Annotated in this window: 14 protein-coding genes; 10 read left to right on the top strand and 4 right to left on the bottom strand. The window is 69.8% G+C overall.

What is annotated here, in order from left to right; genetic code table 11:
* Positions 1-1,749 carry a DEAD/DEAH box helicase gene (locus tag E8P82_RS10355; RefSeq protein WP_246021258.1) on the bottom strand — a complete coding sequence of 583 codons (1,749 nt, stop codon included), beginning with the start codon at positions 1,747-1,749 and terminating at the stop codon, positions 1-3.
* Between the two features lie 526 nt (positions 1,750-2,275).
* Between E8P82_RS10355 and E8P82_RS10350 the strand changes: the two genes are divergently transcribed.
* Entirely contained in the window at positions 2,276-3,046 is a 771-nt protein-coding gene (locus tag E8P82_RS10350) for a ferritin-like fold-containing protein (protein ID WP_136454666.1), read from the top strand.
* Positions 3,047-3,142: 96 nt separating this feature from the next.
* Here the strand turns inward: E8P82_RS10350 and E8P82_RS10345 are convergent, their stop codons facing one another.
* Positions 3,143-3,367: a DUF3107 domain-containing protein gene (locus tag E8P82_RS10345; protein WP_136454664.1), complete on the bottom strand. Its 225-nt coding sequence runs from the start codon at positions 3,365-3,367 to the stop codon at positions 3,143-3,145.
* 47 nt (positions 3,368-3,414) lie between these two features.
* Complete coding sequence (locus E8P82_RS10340) at positions 3,415-4,032, bottom strand: TetR/AcrR family transcriptional regulator (RefSeq protein WP_246021235.1); 618 nt, start codon at positions 4,030-4,032, stop codon at positions 3,415-3,417.
* A 94-nt stretch (positions 4,033-4,126) separates the two neighbouring features.
* On the opposite strand from E8P82_RS10340, the gene moeB reads away from it, so the two are divergent.
* Positions 4,127-5,383 carry a molybdopterin-synthase adenylyltransferase MoeB gene (gene moeB / locus E8P82_RS10335; protein WP_136454661.1) on the top strand — a complete coding sequence of 419 codons (1,257 nt, stop codon included), beginning with the start codon at positions 4,127-4,129 and terminating at the stop codon, positions 5,381-5,383.
* 101 nt (positions 5,384-5,484) lie between these two features.
* Here moeB and E8P82_RS10330 read toward each other — a convergent pair whose 3' ends face one another.
* The gene (locus E8P82_RS10330) at positions 5,485-6,852 is read right to left on the bottom strand and encodes a glutamyl-tRNA reductase (RefSeq protein ID WP_136454660.1); all 1,368 of its coding nucleotides are present in this window, start codon (positions 6,850-6,852) and stop codon (positions 5,485-5,487) included.
* A gap of 193 nt (positions 6,853-7,045) precedes the next feature.
* Here E8P82_RS10330 and hemE point away from each other — a divergent pair, with 193 nt between their 5' ends.
* From hemE to hemL, 8 genes are all read left to right on the top strand, one after another.
* A complete protein-coding gene (gene hemE / locus E8P82_RS10325; RefSeq protein ID WP_136454658.1) occupies positions 7,046-8,113 on the top strand; it encodes a uroporphyrinogen decarboxylase in 1,068 nt (355 codons plus the stop codon).
* Positions 8,110-9,618: a protoporphyrinogen oxidase gene (gene hemG / locus E8P82_RS10320; RefSeq protein ID WP_342773234.1), complete on the top strand. Its 1,509-nt coding sequence runs from the start codon at positions 8,110-8,112 to the stop codon at positions 9,616-9,618. The genes hemE and hemG overlap by 4 nt, the downstream gene beginning before the upstream one ends.
* Before the next feature lie 71 nt (positions 9,619-9,689).
* Positions 9,690-10,409, top strand: coding sequence for a hydrogen peroxide-dependent heme synthase (hemQ, locus tag E8P82_RS10315; protein WP_136454656.1), 720 nt, complete (start codon positions 9,690-9,692; stop codon positions 10,407-10,409).
* Positions 10,410-10,456: 47 nt separating this feature from the next.
* On the top strand, positions 10,457-11,611 hold the full coding sequence (locus E8P82_RS10310) for a ferrochelatase (RefSeq protein WP_136454775.1): 1,155 nt from the start codon (positions 10,457-10,459) through the stop codon (positions 11,609-11,611).
* Complete coding sequence (hemC, locus tag E8P82_RS10305) at positions 11,611-12,555, top strand: hydroxymethylbilane synthase (protein WP_211096854.1); 945 nt, start codon at positions 11,611-11,613, stop codon at positions 12,553-12,555. Before E8P82_RS10310 ends, hemC begins: the two co-directional genes overlap by 1 nt.
* Before the next feature lie 6 nt (positions 12,556-12,561).
* Complete coding sequence (locus E8P82_RS10300; RefSeq protein WP_136454653.1) at positions 12,562-13,461, top strand: uroporphyrinogen-III synthase; 900 nt, start codon at positions 12,562-12,564, stop codon at positions 13,459-13,461.
* 18 nt (positions 13,462-13,479) lie between these two features.
* On the top strand, positions 13,480-14,466 hold the full coding sequence (gene hemB, locus E8P82_RS10295; protein ID WP_136454651.1) for a porphobilinogen synthase: 987 nt from the start codon (positions 13,480-13,482) through the stop codon (positions 14,464-14,466).
* A 10-nt stretch (positions 14,467-14,476) separates the two neighbouring features.
* Entirely contained in the window at positions 14,477-15,814 is a 1,338-nt protein-coding gene (gene hemL, locus E8P82_RS10290; RefSeq protein ID WP_136454649.1) for a glutamate-1-semialdehyde 2,1-aminomutase, read from the top strand.
* Positions 15,815-15,820: the final 6 nt, after the last annotated feature.

The following is a 15,820-nucleotide window of genomic DNA, read 5'->3' as shown; positions in this document are numbered from 1 at the left end:
CTAGTCCTGCGTGCCACCGGACGGTCGTGCAACGACCTCTCCGTTGCGCCGGCGTGTCCGGCTCCGGCGGGGACGATCGGTGGAGGACGTCTCGCCGTCGGCTCCCCGTCGGCGGCTGCCCTGGGCTTCAGCCGCAGGCACGTCCGCCGCAGCAGCCGGGTTGTTCGGCGACTCGCGCATGCGCAGTGCTTCTCCTGCCGGGGTATCCGCAGCGTCGGGGCGATTGGCGCCGCGCCCGCGTCCGCGGGACCCGCGGGTTCTCTCGCCACCCCGACCGCTGGCGCCGCGACTGCCCGAGTCACTGCCGGTGCCGCCGTTTCCGGAGCGGCGCCCACTCGAACCGCCACTGCCCGAAGAACGACCACCGGAGCCGCGACCGGACGAGCGGTCCTGACCGGAACCCCGGCTGCCCGAACCGCGCTTGCCCGTCTCGCCGAGATCCTCCAGGGTTTCGGCATCGATGCCCGCGAGCTTGCGGTCCTTGCGGGGCAGCCGTCCCTTGGTGCCCTCGGGGATGTCGAGGTCCGTGAAGAGGTGGGGCGAGGAGGAGTAGGTCTCGACGGGCTCGGGAGTGTCGAGCCCGAGTGCCTTGTTGATCAGGCCCCAGCGGGGAAGATCGTCCCAGTCCACGAAGGTCACTGCGGTGCCCTTCTTCCCGGCCCGGCCGGTCCGACCCACGCGGTGCAGATACGCCTTCTCGTCCTCGGGGCACTGGTAGTTGATGACGTGGGTGATGTCCTCGACGTCGATCCCGCGCGCAGCCACCTCGGTGGCGACCAGGACGTCGATCTTGTCCCCGCGGAAGGCGCGCAGTGCCTGCTCGCGGGCGCCCTGTCCCAGATCCCCGTGGATGGCTCCGGCGGCGAAGCCTCGGTCGATCAGTTCCTCGGACAGCTTCGCGGCCGTGCGCTTGGTCTTGCAGAAGATGATCGTGCGGCCCCGGCCCCGAGCCTGCAGGATGCGCGCCACGACCTCCGGCTTGTCGAGGTTGTGCGCCCGGTAGATCACCTGGCGGATGTCCTTCTTGGTGATGCCCTCGTCCTCGGGGTCCGCGGCGCGGATGTGCGTGGGCTGGGTCATGTAGCGGCGGGCCATCGCGATGACCGGACCGGGCATGGTCGCCGAGAACAGGAGTGTCTGGCGCACCGGAGGGGTGGCGGCGATCAGCGTCTCGACGTCGGGCAGGAAGCCGAGGTCCAGCATCTCGTCGGCCTCGTCCAGCACCACGGTCTTCACGTTCTTCAGTACCAGCAGCTTCTGCCGGTACAGGTCGATCAGGCGGCCCGGCGTACCGACGACGATCTCGACGCCCTGCTTGATGGCCTCGATCTGGGGTTCATAGGCCCGGCCACCGTAGATGGTGACGATACGCGCGTTGCGCTTCTTCGCCGCCGTCGTCAGGTCGTTCGCGACCTGCACGGCGAGCTCACGCGTGGGTACGACGACGAGGGCCTGCGGAGCGCCGGGGACGGGCAGCTTCTCGTAGCCCGCATCGTCGGGTCCGACGACCCGCTGGATCGCCGGAATGCCGAAGCCGAGCGTCTTGCCCGTGCCGGTCTTGGCCTGCCCGATGATGTCGTGCCCGCCGAGTGCGATCGACAGGGTCATGGCCTGGATGGGGAAGGGGTGGGTGATTCCGGCGTCCGCGAGGGACTCGACGATGTCGGGGCGGACATTGAAGTCCGCGAACGTCTGGGCGACGGCCGCGTGCGGTTCATCGGTCGAGACGAGGGTCTCCTCGACGTCGATGGCGTCGGCCGAGTTGTCGGCCACCAGATGATGTGCACCGGCGGCCGGGTCTGCAGTGGTGTCCGTCGGATCTGTGGTCGTGTCGTGTTCTGTGTTGTGCACGTTCTACCGTTCGTTTCAGGCCGTACGGCCGTCGAGGCTCGACGCACCGGGCAGGAGCTGTCCGGAGCGGAGCGTATCGACGGGCGTGAGGCGTCCAGTGGAAGCCGATCGCGGGCTTGCAACTGCGTGCCGGCCGCGGAGGTTTCCTGCGCCGGCGAGGGAACTCGGGATCGAGGAGGTACTGCGGGTCATCGACGACGTGATAACGACCGGGCATCCATTACTGTGCCTTATCCTACCCCGCCTGTCGCTGCTGGACGTCATTCACGGGAGCCGGGCGCGCCGGTCCCGTGCGGGCGTATCGGATGGCGGCACCGGGGATCAGGTGGGCGCTGTGCCCACCTGATCCCCGGTGCGCCTGCCTGCGTCGGATTGCGCAGACGATCGGCTTGCCGCACCGGGGTGATTGCGTACTCTTAGCAGCATGAACAACGGCTCCTACGACAGCACGGCCGCTCCCGCCTCCGAGTCGCACGCCGCAGCTTCGACGACAGAGCATGGCGTGGGCACGAGCACTGCCACGGATCGGGACGCGGAGGCCTTCGGGAATCCGCAGTACGTCCGCTTCGTCGCCGATCTGCTCGGCGCCATCGCCTACGCGGAGCTGTCCGGTTTCGAGCGGTTGTCCTCCGATGCGCGCTTCTCGCCGAGCCTCGCCGACCGGGCGAGCCTCGGCAGGCTCGCCGTGCAGGAGTTCGAGCACTTCGAACTCGTGGGACGCTTCCTGAACGAGCTCGGTATCACCGTGGAGGACGCGATGACACCGTTCCGCAGTTCCATCGATGCGTTCCACGAGCGCACCCGTCCGGGCGACTGGTACGAATCGCTCATGAAGGCCTATGTCGTCGATGCCTTCTCGCGGGACTTCTACCGCTCGCTGGCGGACAACCTCGACTCGAGGACCCGCGACCTGATCGAGGCCATCGACTCGGGTCAGGGCGCGGACCACCTCCAGTGGCGTCTGAAGGAAGCCCTCTCCGCAGATCCCCGGCTCGCTTCGCGCTGCGCTCTCTGGGGTCGGCGGCTCGTGGGGGAGGCCCTGACCCAGGCACAACGCGTCGGTATCGAGCGGGAGAATCTCGCCGGCATCCTCTTCGGGGAGGATGAGGGGCATGTCCGTCCCACCGGCGCATTCTTCTCCGAACTCACACGCAACCACTCGCGGCGCATGAGTGCCCTGGGCCTCACGGCCTAGGAACCTCCCTCCTGGGGTACGCCTGCACGGAAAAGGACCCGTTGCCTGCCGCGAGGCGTGCAACGGGTCCTTCCGATCGTGCTCATCGGTGTGCGGTCAGAGCGCCCCGAAGCCGACGCGGCGGGTCTCCTCGGCGCCGATCTCCACATACCCGAGCACCGCTGCGGGAACGATGACCTGGCGGCCCTTGGAGTCGGTGAGACGCAATTCGGCACCATCGCTCAGCGCCTTGGCGACCTGCTCGGCAATGGCATCGGCACTCTCGGCGGAATCGACGCTGATCTCGCGGTTGACGTTCTGGATACCGATCTTGATTTCCACGGCGGATGCCTCCTGGGTAGTGTGCCTGTTGCTCTCTGGAACCTACTCTAGATCTCCTTGGGGAAGCGGCTGATTCCGCGCCAAGCTAAACGGTAGATCAGCTCCGCGGCCGCATCGATGTCAAGGACGCCGTCGGTCTCGAGCCAGTAGCGGGCACTGATCTGCGCCATTCCGGCCAGACCCCTGCCCAGGAGGGTCGCCTCGACCAGCGGGAGCTGGGTGTCGTCGGCGATCACCTCGGCGATAGCGCCGGCGAAGTGGGCGTTGAACGCCTCGAGACGGCTGCTGACATCGGGCTCGTTGCTGATGTCCGATTCGAAGACCAGTCTGTGCGCCTGGCTGTCCTGGGCGATGAACTGGAAATACACGCGCATGGTCGCGTGCACGCGCAGGTCGTTGTCGTCGGTCGAGCGGAGGGCTCCGATCAGCAGCTGCGTCAGCTCTGCGAGATGGCTGTCCAGCAACGCGAGATAGAGATCACGCTTGCCCGGGAAGTGCTGGTACAGCACAGGCTTGCTGACCATGGCCGCATCCGCGATGTCGTCCATCGCTGCGCCGTGGTACCCCTGACCCACGAAGACTTCCTGCGCTGCCGCGAGCAGTTGGCGACGGCGCTCGTCCCGCGGGAGCCGGACGGCCCTTCCGGTGGTCGGTTCTGCACTCACGTAGGGAATCCTCAGGTTCTGCGGTCGGGTGAGCACCAGTTTACCCGCCGGTAGCCCGGTGGCCGGGCCGTGCGGATCCGCCCTACCCTTGGGTATGACTGCTTTCCGGACCGAGCCCCAGGTCCCCGCCGTCGACCCGGCCCTGACCCCGACACCGACCCCGACCCCGACCCCGACCCCGACCTTCGGTCTGCCCCCACTGGTGCAGCCTGCGGGCTCGCTGTCGCAGGAGGAGACCCAGCGCTACTCGCGGCATCTGATCATTCCCGGCTTCGGCATGGATGCCCAGTTGCGTCTGAAGAGCGCTCGTGTGCTCGTGATCGGAGCCGGCGGCCTGGGCTCACCGACGCTCCTGTACCTGGCGGCGGCCGGCGTGGGTACGCTCGGCATCGTGGACGACGACGACGTCGAACTCTCCAACCTGCAGCGTCAGGTGATCCACGGAGTCTCCGACCTCGGACGTTCCAAGGCCGAGTCCGCGCGCCTGAGCATCCAGGAGATCAATCCCCTCGTCGAGGTGGTGCTGCACGAGGAGCGGCTGGAGAACTCGAACGCGCTCGAGCTCTTCTCCGGCTACGACCTCGTCATCGACGGCACCGACAACTTCGCCACCCGGTACCTCGTCAATGACGCTGCCGCGATCCTGGGCAAGCCCTATGTGTGGGGTTCCATCCTGCGCTTCGACGGCCAGGTCAGTGTGTTCTGGCAGGACCACGGCCCCACCTACCGGGATCTCTTCCCGGAGGCACCGCCGCCGGGGTCCGTGCCCTCGTGCGCCGAGGGCGGTGTGCTCGGCGTCCTGTGTGCGCAGATCGGATCCGTCATGGTCAACGAGGCCATCAAGCTCATCACCGGGGTGGGGACCACGCTGCTCGGACGGGTACTGGTCTTCGATGCTCTCGCGATGAGCTGGCGGGAACTGCGGGTCAGGCCGGATCCGGACGCCCCGCGCATCACCGAACTCGTGGACTACGGGCAGTTCTGCGGACTGCCGGCCGCCGGCACGGCGCCGCCGAGCACCGTTCCGCTCGTGACGGTCGACGAGCTCGCAGGACTCCTCGCGGCGCGTGCCGCGGGCCGGGCCGATTTCGACCTGATCGACGTGCGCAGCCCCGAGGAGTACGCGATCGTGAGCATCGACGGCGCGTCGCTGGTCCCCAGGAACCACATCGTGGAGGGCGAGAGTGCCCTCGACGCCACCCGCACCACGTACGTGCACTGCAAGTCGGGAGTACGGTCGGCGGACGTGGTGCGGTTCCTGCTGGAGCAGGGACACCGGGACGTCCATTCGGTGAAGGGTGGCATCACGGAGTGGGTGCACAGGATCGAACCCTGGAAACCGTTGTACTGACCCGGTCAGTGACGAAGGTACCGGTCGGTGGGAAACTACCGGTGTACCGGTAGGGCCGGCGCCGGCCCTACCGGCCCGAGTGCTGATCGCCAGGACCGGCGTCAGGCCTCGCGCGCGGGCGGCTCGTGGTCCACGGGGCACTGCGCGCTCTCGGGCCCGGAGCGCTTCGGCTTCGAGGTGGCCTGCTCGTTCGACGCAGGCCCAGCTGCAGCGGCGTGCGGGACATCGATCCCGTACAGGGCTTCGAGAGCCGCCTCATAGTCCTGCTGACGTCCCTCGGCGGCGAGTTCCCGCGCACGCACTGTCGGGACGTGCAGGAGCTGGCGCACCATGCGGCGCAGAGCGAACTCCACCTCGTCCGCGGCGGCAGTGCACCCGTGCTGGGCCCGCACGCGCGCCATCTCCGATTCCAGGACCGCCTGGGTGTGCTGGCGCAGTGCCACGATCGAGGCGTTCATGGCGCGTATGGTCTGCTGTTCCTCGAAGGAGCGGGCCGCGTCGCGTACCAGATCGTTCGCCTGGGTCAGCGCATCGGCCTGTTCCTCGGGAGCTGCGGCGCGGACGGATTCGAGGGTGATCAGTTCGACGTAGTCGAGCAGTCCGACCGCCGGGTCGAAGTCATGGCTGAGGGCCAGGTCGATGACGACCAACGACGACGTGCTGCCCTGACGGACCCGCTCGATGTCGGCGGCGTCGATGCGGGCATCGCTGCCGCTGCACCCGATGACGACGTCGGCTCGCTGCATGGCAGCCGGCAGATCCTCGGCCGTGACGGCGGTGCCCCCGCGCGATGCGACGAACGCCTCGGCCCTGCCCGAGGAGGAGAACACGGAGATGTCGGTGCAGCCCCGTTCCTTGAGGGCAGCGACCGTAGCGCCGGCGTAGGCTCCGGTACCGAACAGAACGACCGACTTACGGGACCAGTCGGGATCCGTGGAGACGTCACCGCCGAGGTCGAGTGCCACGGAGACGATGGAGCGCCCGCGCGAACCGAGGGCGGTCTGTGCGCCGACGTCCTTCGCGGTCTTCGACGCGGCCTGGAACAGACGTACCAGGGAGCCGCTGGCCGCACCGGAACCCTGCGCCTCGATGAGGGCACGCCGGACCTGTCCGGCGATCTCCCGTTCACCGATGACGGCGGAGTCGAGACCGGCGCCGACGGCGAAGAGGTGCTCGGCGACGTCCTGTCCCGTGTGCGTCCGGAAGGACGCGGCGACGGATTGCTCGGAGATACCGGAGTACTCGCTGATCGTCGAGACGATCGCGGAGCGCGCAGCTTCGACGTCGTCCTCCGACGGGGCCTCGGCGTAGATCTCGAAGCGGTTGCACGTGGCCAGTACGACGGCGCCCGACACCGTCTTGTCGTCGGCGAGCACCACCGAAGGGACCTGGGGCGCCCCGACGCTGAGTCGGGCAACGGTCTCCAGGTCTACATCCGAGTGTGTCGCTACAAGTGAAAGAAGTACCACGGCCCTTCGAGCATACCGAGAACGCCCCCTGTTCAGGAGATAGGTGGTCCTTACCCGCAGCAGACTCCCGCGTCGTTCCGCGGAACCAGCCTCCTGGATGGTGGGGTGATGTTGGCCACGGGCGGTGCGGCCGGTGCCCAGGGGCGCCACGGCCGGTTAACGATCCGTCGGGATCTTCGGCAGAATCGGGGGCATGGACCTTGGAGCAACCCACCCGCTGGTCGACGGACGCACGTCCGGCTCGCCGCTCATCCGCGCCTATCGTGGCCAGGCCCCGCATCGGCGCCCCGTCTGGTTCATGCGTCAGGCCGGACGGTCCCTGCCCGAGTACCGCGCACTGCGCGAGGGCACCGACATGCTGCAGTCGTGCCTCATCCCGGAGATGGCTTCCGAGATCACGCTCCAGCCCGTCCGCCGGCACGACGTCGACGCGGGGATCTTCTTCTCCGACATCGTGATCCCACTCAAGCTCGCCGGCGTCGACGTGGATATCGTGCCCGGCGTCGGACCCGTCCTCGGCTCCCCGGTCCGGTCCGCTGCCGACGTTGCTGCCCTCCCGCGCCTGACGCCCGAGGCCCTCGAGCCCATCCGACAGGCGGTGAGCCTGACCGTCGAGCAGCTCGGGTCCACCCCGCTCGTCGGATTCGCCGGTGCGCCGTTCACGCTGGCCGCCTACATGGTCGAGGGAAAGCCCTCCCGGGACCACCTCGGACCGCGCACCATGATGCACGCGGATCCCGACACGTGGCGGGCCCTGACGGAGTGGGCCGCGGACGCGTCCGGCATGTTCCTGCGCGCCCAGCTCGAGGCCGGTGCCAGTGCGGCGCAGCTCTTCGACTCCTGGGCGGGCTCGCTCTCACTGGCCGACTACCGGGATCATGTGGCGCCGGCATCGCGCAGGGCCCTGGACCATGTGCGGGGACTCGGAGCGCCCCTGATCCACTTCGGCACCGGCACCTCGGAACTGCTCGTGGCCATGCACGACGTCGGCGTGGACGTGATCGGCGTCGACTACCGGCTGCCGCTGGACGAGGCGAACCGGCGACTCGGCGGCACCGTCCCCCTGCAGGGCAATATCGACCCGGCCCTGCTGCCCGCGCCGTGGCCCGTTCTCGAGCAGCACGTGCGCGAGGTCCTCGCCGCCGGAGCCGCCGCACCGGGGCACGTGGTGAACCTCGGGCACGGTGTGCCGCCCGGTACGGACCCCGACGTGCTGACGCGCGTCGTCGAGCTCATCCACTCGCTGGAGCCCTGGGAGTGACCAGGGACACCCATGGGGACGCCGCCGCCGCGGCTGATCCACAGGCACGCACCGTGCGCGAGCAGCAGCGCGCGGCTGTGGTGATCGGCGGAGGCATGGCGGGCCTGCTGGCCGCCCGGACCCTGCTGGCTCGAGGCATTCGGGTGACCCTGCTGGAGCACTCGGATCGGTTCGGTGGCACGGTGGATGCGCGAATGCTCGGCGGGCTGTACCTCGACAGCGGGGCCGAGTCCTTTTCGACCCGCTCGGCGACCGTTCCCGCGCTGGCTGCCGAGCTCGGCCTGGGCGAGCGCATCGTGACCCCCGACGCGAGCGGTGCATGGGTGCAGCTACCCGGTAAGGACCTCCGGGCCTCCGCGCGGCCCCTTCCCAGTTCCGGCGTCCTCGGGATCCCGGCTGACCCGTCGGATCCGGCCATCGGCGCCTTGCTCTCCCGCGCGGGATCGCTCCGGGCGGCCCTGGACCGGGTCCTGCCGCTGGGCTCCCTCGCGACCCGTCCGACGGTGAGTCTCGGGGAGCTGGTCCGCACACGGATGGGGGAGGAGGTGCTCGTGCGCCTCGTCGCGCCGGTGGCCGGCGGGGTGTTCTCCGCGGACCCGGACGATCTCGACGTCGACTCCGTGGCGCCGGGTCTGCGGACGACCATGGCCCGGCTGGGCTCCCTGGGTGCTGCGGCGGGCGCCCTGCGTGCGGCTGCGCCGGCGGGTGCCGCGGTCGGGGGACTCGAGGGCGGCATCGCTCAGCTGCGGGATCGCCTCGTTGCGGAACTTCGGACGGATGGTGCGGACCTGCGCACCAGGGAGCAGGTCACGGGACTGGCCCGATCGTCGACCGGCTGGCTCGTCACCACGGAGCACTCCGGCCTGACGCGGCGCCTCCCGGCCGACGGCGTCGTCGTCGCCACCGAGGGCCGGGCCGCCGTAGAACTGCTGGCGCCGGTTCTGCCCGCACTGTCGGGCGAGCGGCCCGATCCGGTACCGGGGGTGGCCCTCGTGACACTGATCGTCGACATCCCCGAACTCGACGCCCGGCCGCGGGGAACCGGCGTCCTCGTGGCGCGCGGCGTGGAGGGGATCGCGGCCAAGGCACTGACCCACTCGACCGCGAAGTGGGCCTGGCTCCGCGATCAGGCGGGTCCAGGATCGCATGTGCTGCGCCTGTCCTTCGGGCGCGTGGGTGATGACCCCGAGGACGTGGGGATCGGAAGCCCCGACGACGTCCTGTTCCGTCACGCGCTCGCCGACGCCTCAGCGCTGCTCGGTGTCCCTATCGAAGCCTCCGACGTCCTGGACCACGACGTGGTGCGCTGGGCCGGCGCCCTGCCGCACGCCGCGGTGGGGCACCGCGAGCGCGTGGCGCGCATCAGGTCGGCCGTGACCGGGCAGGCAACCTCTCTCGCGGTGACCGGCGGGTGGCTCGCGGGGACCGGACTCGTGGCCGTGATCGAGGACGCCCGGGCACGTGCGGAGGAACTCGCGGACGCGCTTGCCCATGCTCGCGTGTGATGTTCGTCGCTTCTACGGTGTGTAGAAGAAAATGATTTCGAATCGTCTCCGGACAGGGGCAAACTGTAGTCATGACTGAGTCGACCGGCAGCAGATCCGACCACGCTCCGCAGCAGACAGGCGAGGGCGACGACGCCCCCGGAGAGCTGTTCTACACCCTCTGGACCGTCTTCAGGCGCAGTACCGGCGCCGGTCCCGCCCCTTCAGGGGGTCTCGAGGAGACCATCGCATCCTTCGACCAGGACGGCGTGGTTCTGCGCGGGTTCTACGACGTCTCCGCGATGCGCGCCGGCGCCGACGTCATGGTCTGGCTGCACGGCCCGAAGCCCGAGGATCTGCAGGGTGCCGTCAGGAAGTTGCGGCGCACCGAAGCCTTCGCCGGAGCGGAGATCGAGTGGTCCGCCATGGGCGTGCACCGCGACGCCGAGTTCTCGAAGTCCCACAGTCCGGCGTTCTCCCGCGGCGTGGCACCGGCCGAGTGGGTCTGCGTGTACCCGTTCGTCAGGAGCTACGACTGGTACATCCTGCCGATGGAGGAGCGCCGTCAGATGCTCATGGACCACGGCATGAAGGGCCGCAAGTACCCCCAGGTACTCTCCAACACGGTGTCGTCCTTCGCGCTGGGGGACTACGAATGGATCCTGGCGCTCGAGGCCCCAGACCTCGTGGACCTCGTGGACCTCATGCGGCATCTCCGGGAGACCGAAGCCCGCCGGCACGTGCGCGAGGAAGTACCGTTCTTCACCGGCCGGCGGATCACCCACGACGAGATTGCAGAGGTACTCCAGTGACCACTCAGGTATTCGACCCGCGCGAGGGCGTCGACGAGAACGGGAGGATGGCCCCGAAGGCGTACGACGCCGTCGTGCTCGCCTCCTTCGGTGGACCCGAGGGGCAGGACGACGTCATCCCGTTCCTGCGCAATGTCACGCGTGGCCGCGGCATCCCGGACGAGCGCCTCGAGGAGGTCTCGCACCACTACCGCGCCTTCGGCGGCGTGAGTCCGATCAACGGCCAGAACCGGGCGCTGCGGAGCGCGATGGAGGCCGAGCTGCGCCGCCGCGGCATCGATCTTCCGGTGTACTGGGGCAACCGCAACTGGGAACCGTTCATCGCCGATACCCTGCAGGAGGCGTACGACGCCGGTCACCGCAAGGTCCTCGCGGTGACCACGAGCGCCTACTCCTGCTACTCGAGCTGCCGGCAGTACCGCGAGGATCTCGGCATGGCCCTGGTGACGACGGGCCTGGAGGGGCGGCTCGAGGTGGACAAGGTACGCCAGTACTTCGACCACCCCGGCTTCGTGGAGCCCTTCGTCGAGGGCGTCACCGAGGGCCTCGCGAAGGTCCGCGCCGGTCTCGCCGAGCGAGGTACCCCCGAGGCTCCCGTGCACATCATGTTCTCCACCCACTCCATCCCGATGGGCGACGCCGAGGCGGCAGGGCCGCGTGATGCCGACGGCGGGCCGGTGTACGAGGAGGGCGCCTACGTGGCGCAGCATCTCGCCACGGCCCAGGCCGTCCTCGACCGGATCCCGGAAGCCGAAGGGCTCGAGTGGTCGCTCGTCTACCAGTCGCGCTCCGGCGCCCCGCACATCCCCTGGCTCGAGCCGGACATCAGCGACGCCCTGCGGGACCGCTACGAGAACGGCACGCGCGGCGTCGTCGTGGTGCCCCTCGGGTTCGTCACCGACCACATGGAGGTCGTCTGGGATCTCGACACCGAGGCGAGGCAGACGTGTGACGAGCTCGGCATCGTCATGGACCGCGTCCCCACGCCCGGCACGCATCGGAAGTTCATCGAGGGCCTGATCGATCTGATCCTCGAGCGCACGCTCGAGAACAACATCGCGGATCGTCCCTCGACGACGTCGCTGGGCCCCTGGTACGACGTCTGCCGGCCGAACTGCTGCGCCAACCGGCGCGGGGAGAAGCCGACCATCGCGGCCGTCGACTCCACCGTGGGCACTCCGCTGCCGAACCCCGGCGAGTGATGACACCCATCAGGATCGGGACCCGGGGCAGTGCCCTGGCGATGACGCAGACCACATCGGTGGCGGAGCGAGTTGGCGACCTCGCGGAGTCGTCCTACGAGCTCGTGCGGGTCCGGACCGAGGGCGATGTCCTGAAGGGCTCGCTCTCGCAGATCGGCGGCACGGGTGTCTTCGTCGCGGCACTGCGTGAGGCGGTGCTCCAGGAGCGGTGCGACCTCGCGGTGCACTCGCTCAAGGACCTGCCGACGCTGCCCGCCCCCGGCCTCACGCTCGCCGCCGTACCGGAGCGGGAGGACGTCCGCGATGCCCTGTGTGCCCGCGACGGTCTCACGCTCGCCACACTGCCCGACGGCGCCAGGGTGGGGACCGGGTCGCCGAGGCGGGCCGCGCAGCTCAGAGCCGCCCGGCCGGGGATCGAGGTGGTGGACATCCGCGGGAATGTGGATACACGTCTCGGTCGCGTCGCCGGTCTCGTCAGCGGTGCTCCTGGAGATCTCGACGCCGTGGTCCTCGCCGCTGCCGGGCTGCGCCGGTTGGGCCGCGAGAAAGCCATCACCGAACTCGTCGATCCCGCCGTCATGCTGCCGGCGCCCGGTCAGGGTGCCCTGGCGGTGGAGTGCCGCGAGAGCGAATCGGCGCCGGGATTGCGGGAGGCCCTGACGTCCTACGACCACGGCTCCACCCGGCTTGCCGTCACGGCGGAACGCGCCGTCCTCTGGCGCCTCGAAGCCGGATGCAGTGCCCCGATCGGCGCGCTGGCCCGCGTGCAGGGTGACGAGCTGGCGCTCGAGGCGGTGGTCTGCAGTCTCGACGGGCGGTCGATCCTCCGGCTGAACCGCACTGCTCCCGTCGGGGATGCCGATGCAGCCTCGCAGCTCGGTCACGACCTCGCCGATGAACTCCTCGCCGCGGGCGCGGCCGGCATCGCCCCGCTGACCACGTAGGCGCCGATGGCAGCAGCAGAGGGGCCCACCCCGCCGGTCATCGTCCTGAGGCACCCCGCACGCGCAGTCCGGCTGACCGCGGCGCTGGGGGAGGCGGGCTTCAGGGTGTCCGCGCTGCCGCTCACGGACACCGAGCTGCCGGACGACACCGACGCCGTGGTGCGCGAACTGGCAGCGCTGGCTCGGGGGGAGTACGCGTGGCTCGTGGTGACGAGCGGAAACACCGTGCAGGCTCTCGACCTGGTCGCCCGGGGATCCGGAACCTCGGTCGCGGACGCCGTCCGGACCGGGGGTGCCCGGGTGGTGGCGGTGGGAACGGCGACGGCCGACCTGCTGGGAGGTATCGGCGTCGAGGTGTCGCTGCTCCCCGAGGACGAATCCGCGGCCGGCATCCTGGACATCTTCCCGCACGGCTCTCCCCACGGCTCTCCCCACGGTTCTCCCCACGGCACCGGCCGGGTCCTCCTGCCGCAGTCCGATCTCGCCCCCGACACTCTTCGCGCCGGACTGGAACGTCTTGGCTGGTCCGTACGGCGCGTCGAGGCCTACCGCACCGTGCCCTATCCCGCCGAGCCGGAGCGACGTGTCCCCGGCGTCGAGGAGGCCGGCGTCCCGCCACCGCTGCTCGGCATGAGCGACGCCCTGGACCTGGTGACCGGTACTGTGCGGGCCGTCGTCGTCTTCACCGCGCCCAGCGCCGTGCGGCAGTTCGGTGACAGGGTGATCGGGTCCGGTGGCGTACGGCCCTCGTTCACAGCGGTCGCGATCGGCCGCACCACGGCAGCTGCCCTGCGCGCTGAGGGCTGGGACCCGGCGGCCACAGCGGCCATGCCCACGCCGGAGGGCATCGTCGGTGCCGTCCGTCACGCGACCGGCCGCACTGCCACGACAGATCATTCGCTGTAGACCGAACGGAGATCGATCATGAGTTTCCCCCAGCACCGCCCGCGCAGGCTGCGGTCCACCCCGGCCATGCGGCGGATGGTCGCCGAGCACCGGGTGCATCCTGCCGAGCTGATCCTGCCGGCGTTCATCCGCGAGGGCCTCACCGAGCCCTCGCCCATCTCGTCCATGCCCGGCGTCGTCCAGCACACCACCGACTCGCTGAAGCGGGCTGCGGCGGAAGCGGTGGAGCGCGGGGTGGGCGGCATCATGCTCTTCGGCATCCCCGAGCACCGCGACGCCACCGGCAGCGCGGGCATCGATCCCGACGGCGTCCTGAACCGGGCGATCGCCGACGTCAGGAGCGAGGTGGGGGACTCGCTCGTCGTCATGAGCGACGTCTGCCTCGACGAGTTCACCGATCACGGTCACTGCGGGGTGCTCGACGCCGACGGCGCCGTGGACAACGACACCACCCTGGCGCTCTACGCGCAGATGGCGGTGGAGCAGGCCAACGCCGGAGCGCACGTCCTCGGGCCCTCGGGCATGATGGACGGACAGGTCGGCGTCATCCGGCAGGCCCTGGACGACGCGGGCCACCAGGACACCACGGTGCTCGCCTACGCCGCGAAGTACGCCTCCGCCTTCTACGGGCCCTTCCGCGAAGCCGTCGACTCCCAGCTCACCGGTGACCGCCGGACCTACCAGATGGACGCGGCGAACCGCCGGGAGGCACTCCACGAGGTGGAACTCGACCTGGAGGAGGGCGCCGATCTCGTGATGGTCAAGCCCGCCATGAGCTATCTGGACATCCTCGCCGATGTCGCGGCCATGTCACCCGTGCCCGTCGCGGCCTACCAGATCTCAGGCGAGTACGCCATGATCGAGGCTGCAGCGGCGAACGGCTGGATCGACCGGCGGCGCGCCATCGAGGAATCGGTTCTCGGCATCAAGCGCGCCGGGGCGCAGCTGATCCTCACCTACTGGGCCTCGGAGCTCGCGCTCTGGCTCGACGACCACCACAGCTAAGGAACCCCACATGACCACGCCCTCCCCGACGTCGGACACCCTGTACGAGCGTGCCCGCGCCCTGATGCCCGGCGGCGTCAACTCCCCGGTCCGCGCCTTCGGATCGGTCGGCGGGACGCCGCGTTTCCTCGTCGACGCGCAGGGCGCCTATGTCACCGACGCCGACGGTACGCAGTACGTGGATCTCGTCGGATCGTGGGGTCCGGCGCTGCTCGGCCACTCGCATCCCGAGGTCATCGCCGCCGTCCACCGGGCGGTGGACCACGGGCTCACGTTCGGTGCCTCCACTCCCGCCGAGGCCGAGCTCGCGCAACTCGTGCAGGAGCGCGTCCCCGCCGTCGAGCTCCTGCGCATGGTGTCCACCGGCACCGAGGCGACCATGACCGCGGTGCGCCTGGCCCGCGGGTTCACCTCGCGGAATCTGATCGTGAAGTTCGCCGGGTGCTACCACGGGCACGTCGACAGCCTCCTCGCGGCGGCCGGGTCCGGCGTCGCGACGCTCGCGCTGCCCGGGTCCGCCGGTGTCACGGAGGCGACGACGGCGGAGACCCTCGTGCTCCCGTACAACGACGTCGAGGCCGTCGAGGAAGCCTTCCGCACCCACGGCGGGAACATCGCGGCCATCATCACCGAGGCAGCGCCTGCGAACATGGGCGTGGTCACACCGGCGCCGGGTTTCAACGCCTTCCTGAGCCGGATCAGCGCCGAGCACGGCGCACTGTTCATCGTCGACGAGGTGATGACCGGGTTCCGCACGCACCCCGGCGGGTACTGGAAGCTCACGGGCGGGGCCGAGGATGCCGAGCACCCGTGGACCCCGGACCTGCTGACGTTCGGCAAGGTCATCGGCGGCGGTATCCCGGCCGCGGCGCTCGGTGGCCGGGCCGACGTCATGAACCACCTCGCGCCGATCGGGCCGGTGTACCAGGCCGGCACGCTGTCCGGGAACCCGATCGCGATGGCCGCCGGCGTCGCCACCCTGACGGCGGCGACGGACGACGTCTACCGTCACGTCGACGCCCGCTCCCTGGAGCTGAGCCACGCCGTCTCGGACGCGCTCACCGAGGCCGGCGTGGACCACTCGATCCAGCGTGCGGGGAATCTGTTCAGCGTCGCGTTCGGGACCTCTGCGCATGGGGTGTGGAACTACGCCGATGCCCAGGCCCAGGAGACGTTCCGGTACGGGCCGTTCTTCCACTCCATGCTCGACTCCGGTGTCTATCTGCCCCCGTCGGTGTACGAGGCGTGGTTCCTCTCGGCGGCGCACGACGACACCGCGATGGAGCGCATCATCGCGGCCCTGCCGGCGGCTGCCCGCGCTGCCGCGACGGCGGTCCCGCTCGACTGAGCGCCT

Origin of the sequence: Arthrobacter echini (genome assembly GCF_004803505.1) — a bacterium.
Taxonomy (GTDB): Bacteria; Actinomycetota; Actinomycetes; order Actinomycetales; family Micrococcaceae; genus Arthrobacter_D; species Arthrobacter_D echini.
This window is presented reverse-complemented; position numbering and strand designations above follow the sequence as displayed.

Excerpts from the sequence above, each read along its gene's own strand:
- E8P82_RS10350 (WP_136454666.1), top strand. The coding sequence starts at position 2,276 with ATGAACAACGGCTCCTACGACAGCACGGCCGCTCCCGCCTCCGAGTCG.
- moeB (WP_136454661.1), top strand. The coding sequence starts at position 4,127 with ATGACTGCTTTCCGGACCGAGCCCCAGGTCCCCGCCGTCGACCCGGCC.
- hemE (WP_136454658.1), top strand. The coding sequence starts at position 7,046 with ATGGACCTTGGAGCAACCCACCCGCTGGTCGACGGACGCACGTCCGGC.
- hemQ (WP_136454656.1), top strand. The coding sequence starts at position 9,690 with ATGACTGAGTCGACCGGCAGCAGATCCGACCACGCTCCGCAGCAGACA.
- E8P82_RS10310 (WP_136454775.1), top strand. The coding sequence starts at position 10,457 with ATGGCCCCGAAGGCGTACGACGCCGTCGTGCTCGCCTCCTTCGGTGGA.
- hemC (WP_211096854.1), top strand. The coding sequence starts at position 11,611 with ATGACACCCATCAGGATCGGGACCCGGGGCAGTGCCCTGGCGATGACG.
- E8P82_RS10300 (WP_136454653.1), top strand. The coding sequence starts at position 12,562 with ATGGCAGCAGCAGAGGGGCCCACCCCGCCGGTCATCGTCCTGAGGCAC.
- hemB (WP_136454651.1), top strand. The coding sequence starts at position 13,480 with ATGAGTTTCCCCCAGCACCGCCCGCGCAGGCTGCGGTCCACCCCGGCC.
- hemL (WP_136454649.1), top strand. The coding sequence starts at position 14,477 with ATGACCACGCCCTCCCCGACGTCGGACACCCTGTACGAGCGTGCCCGC.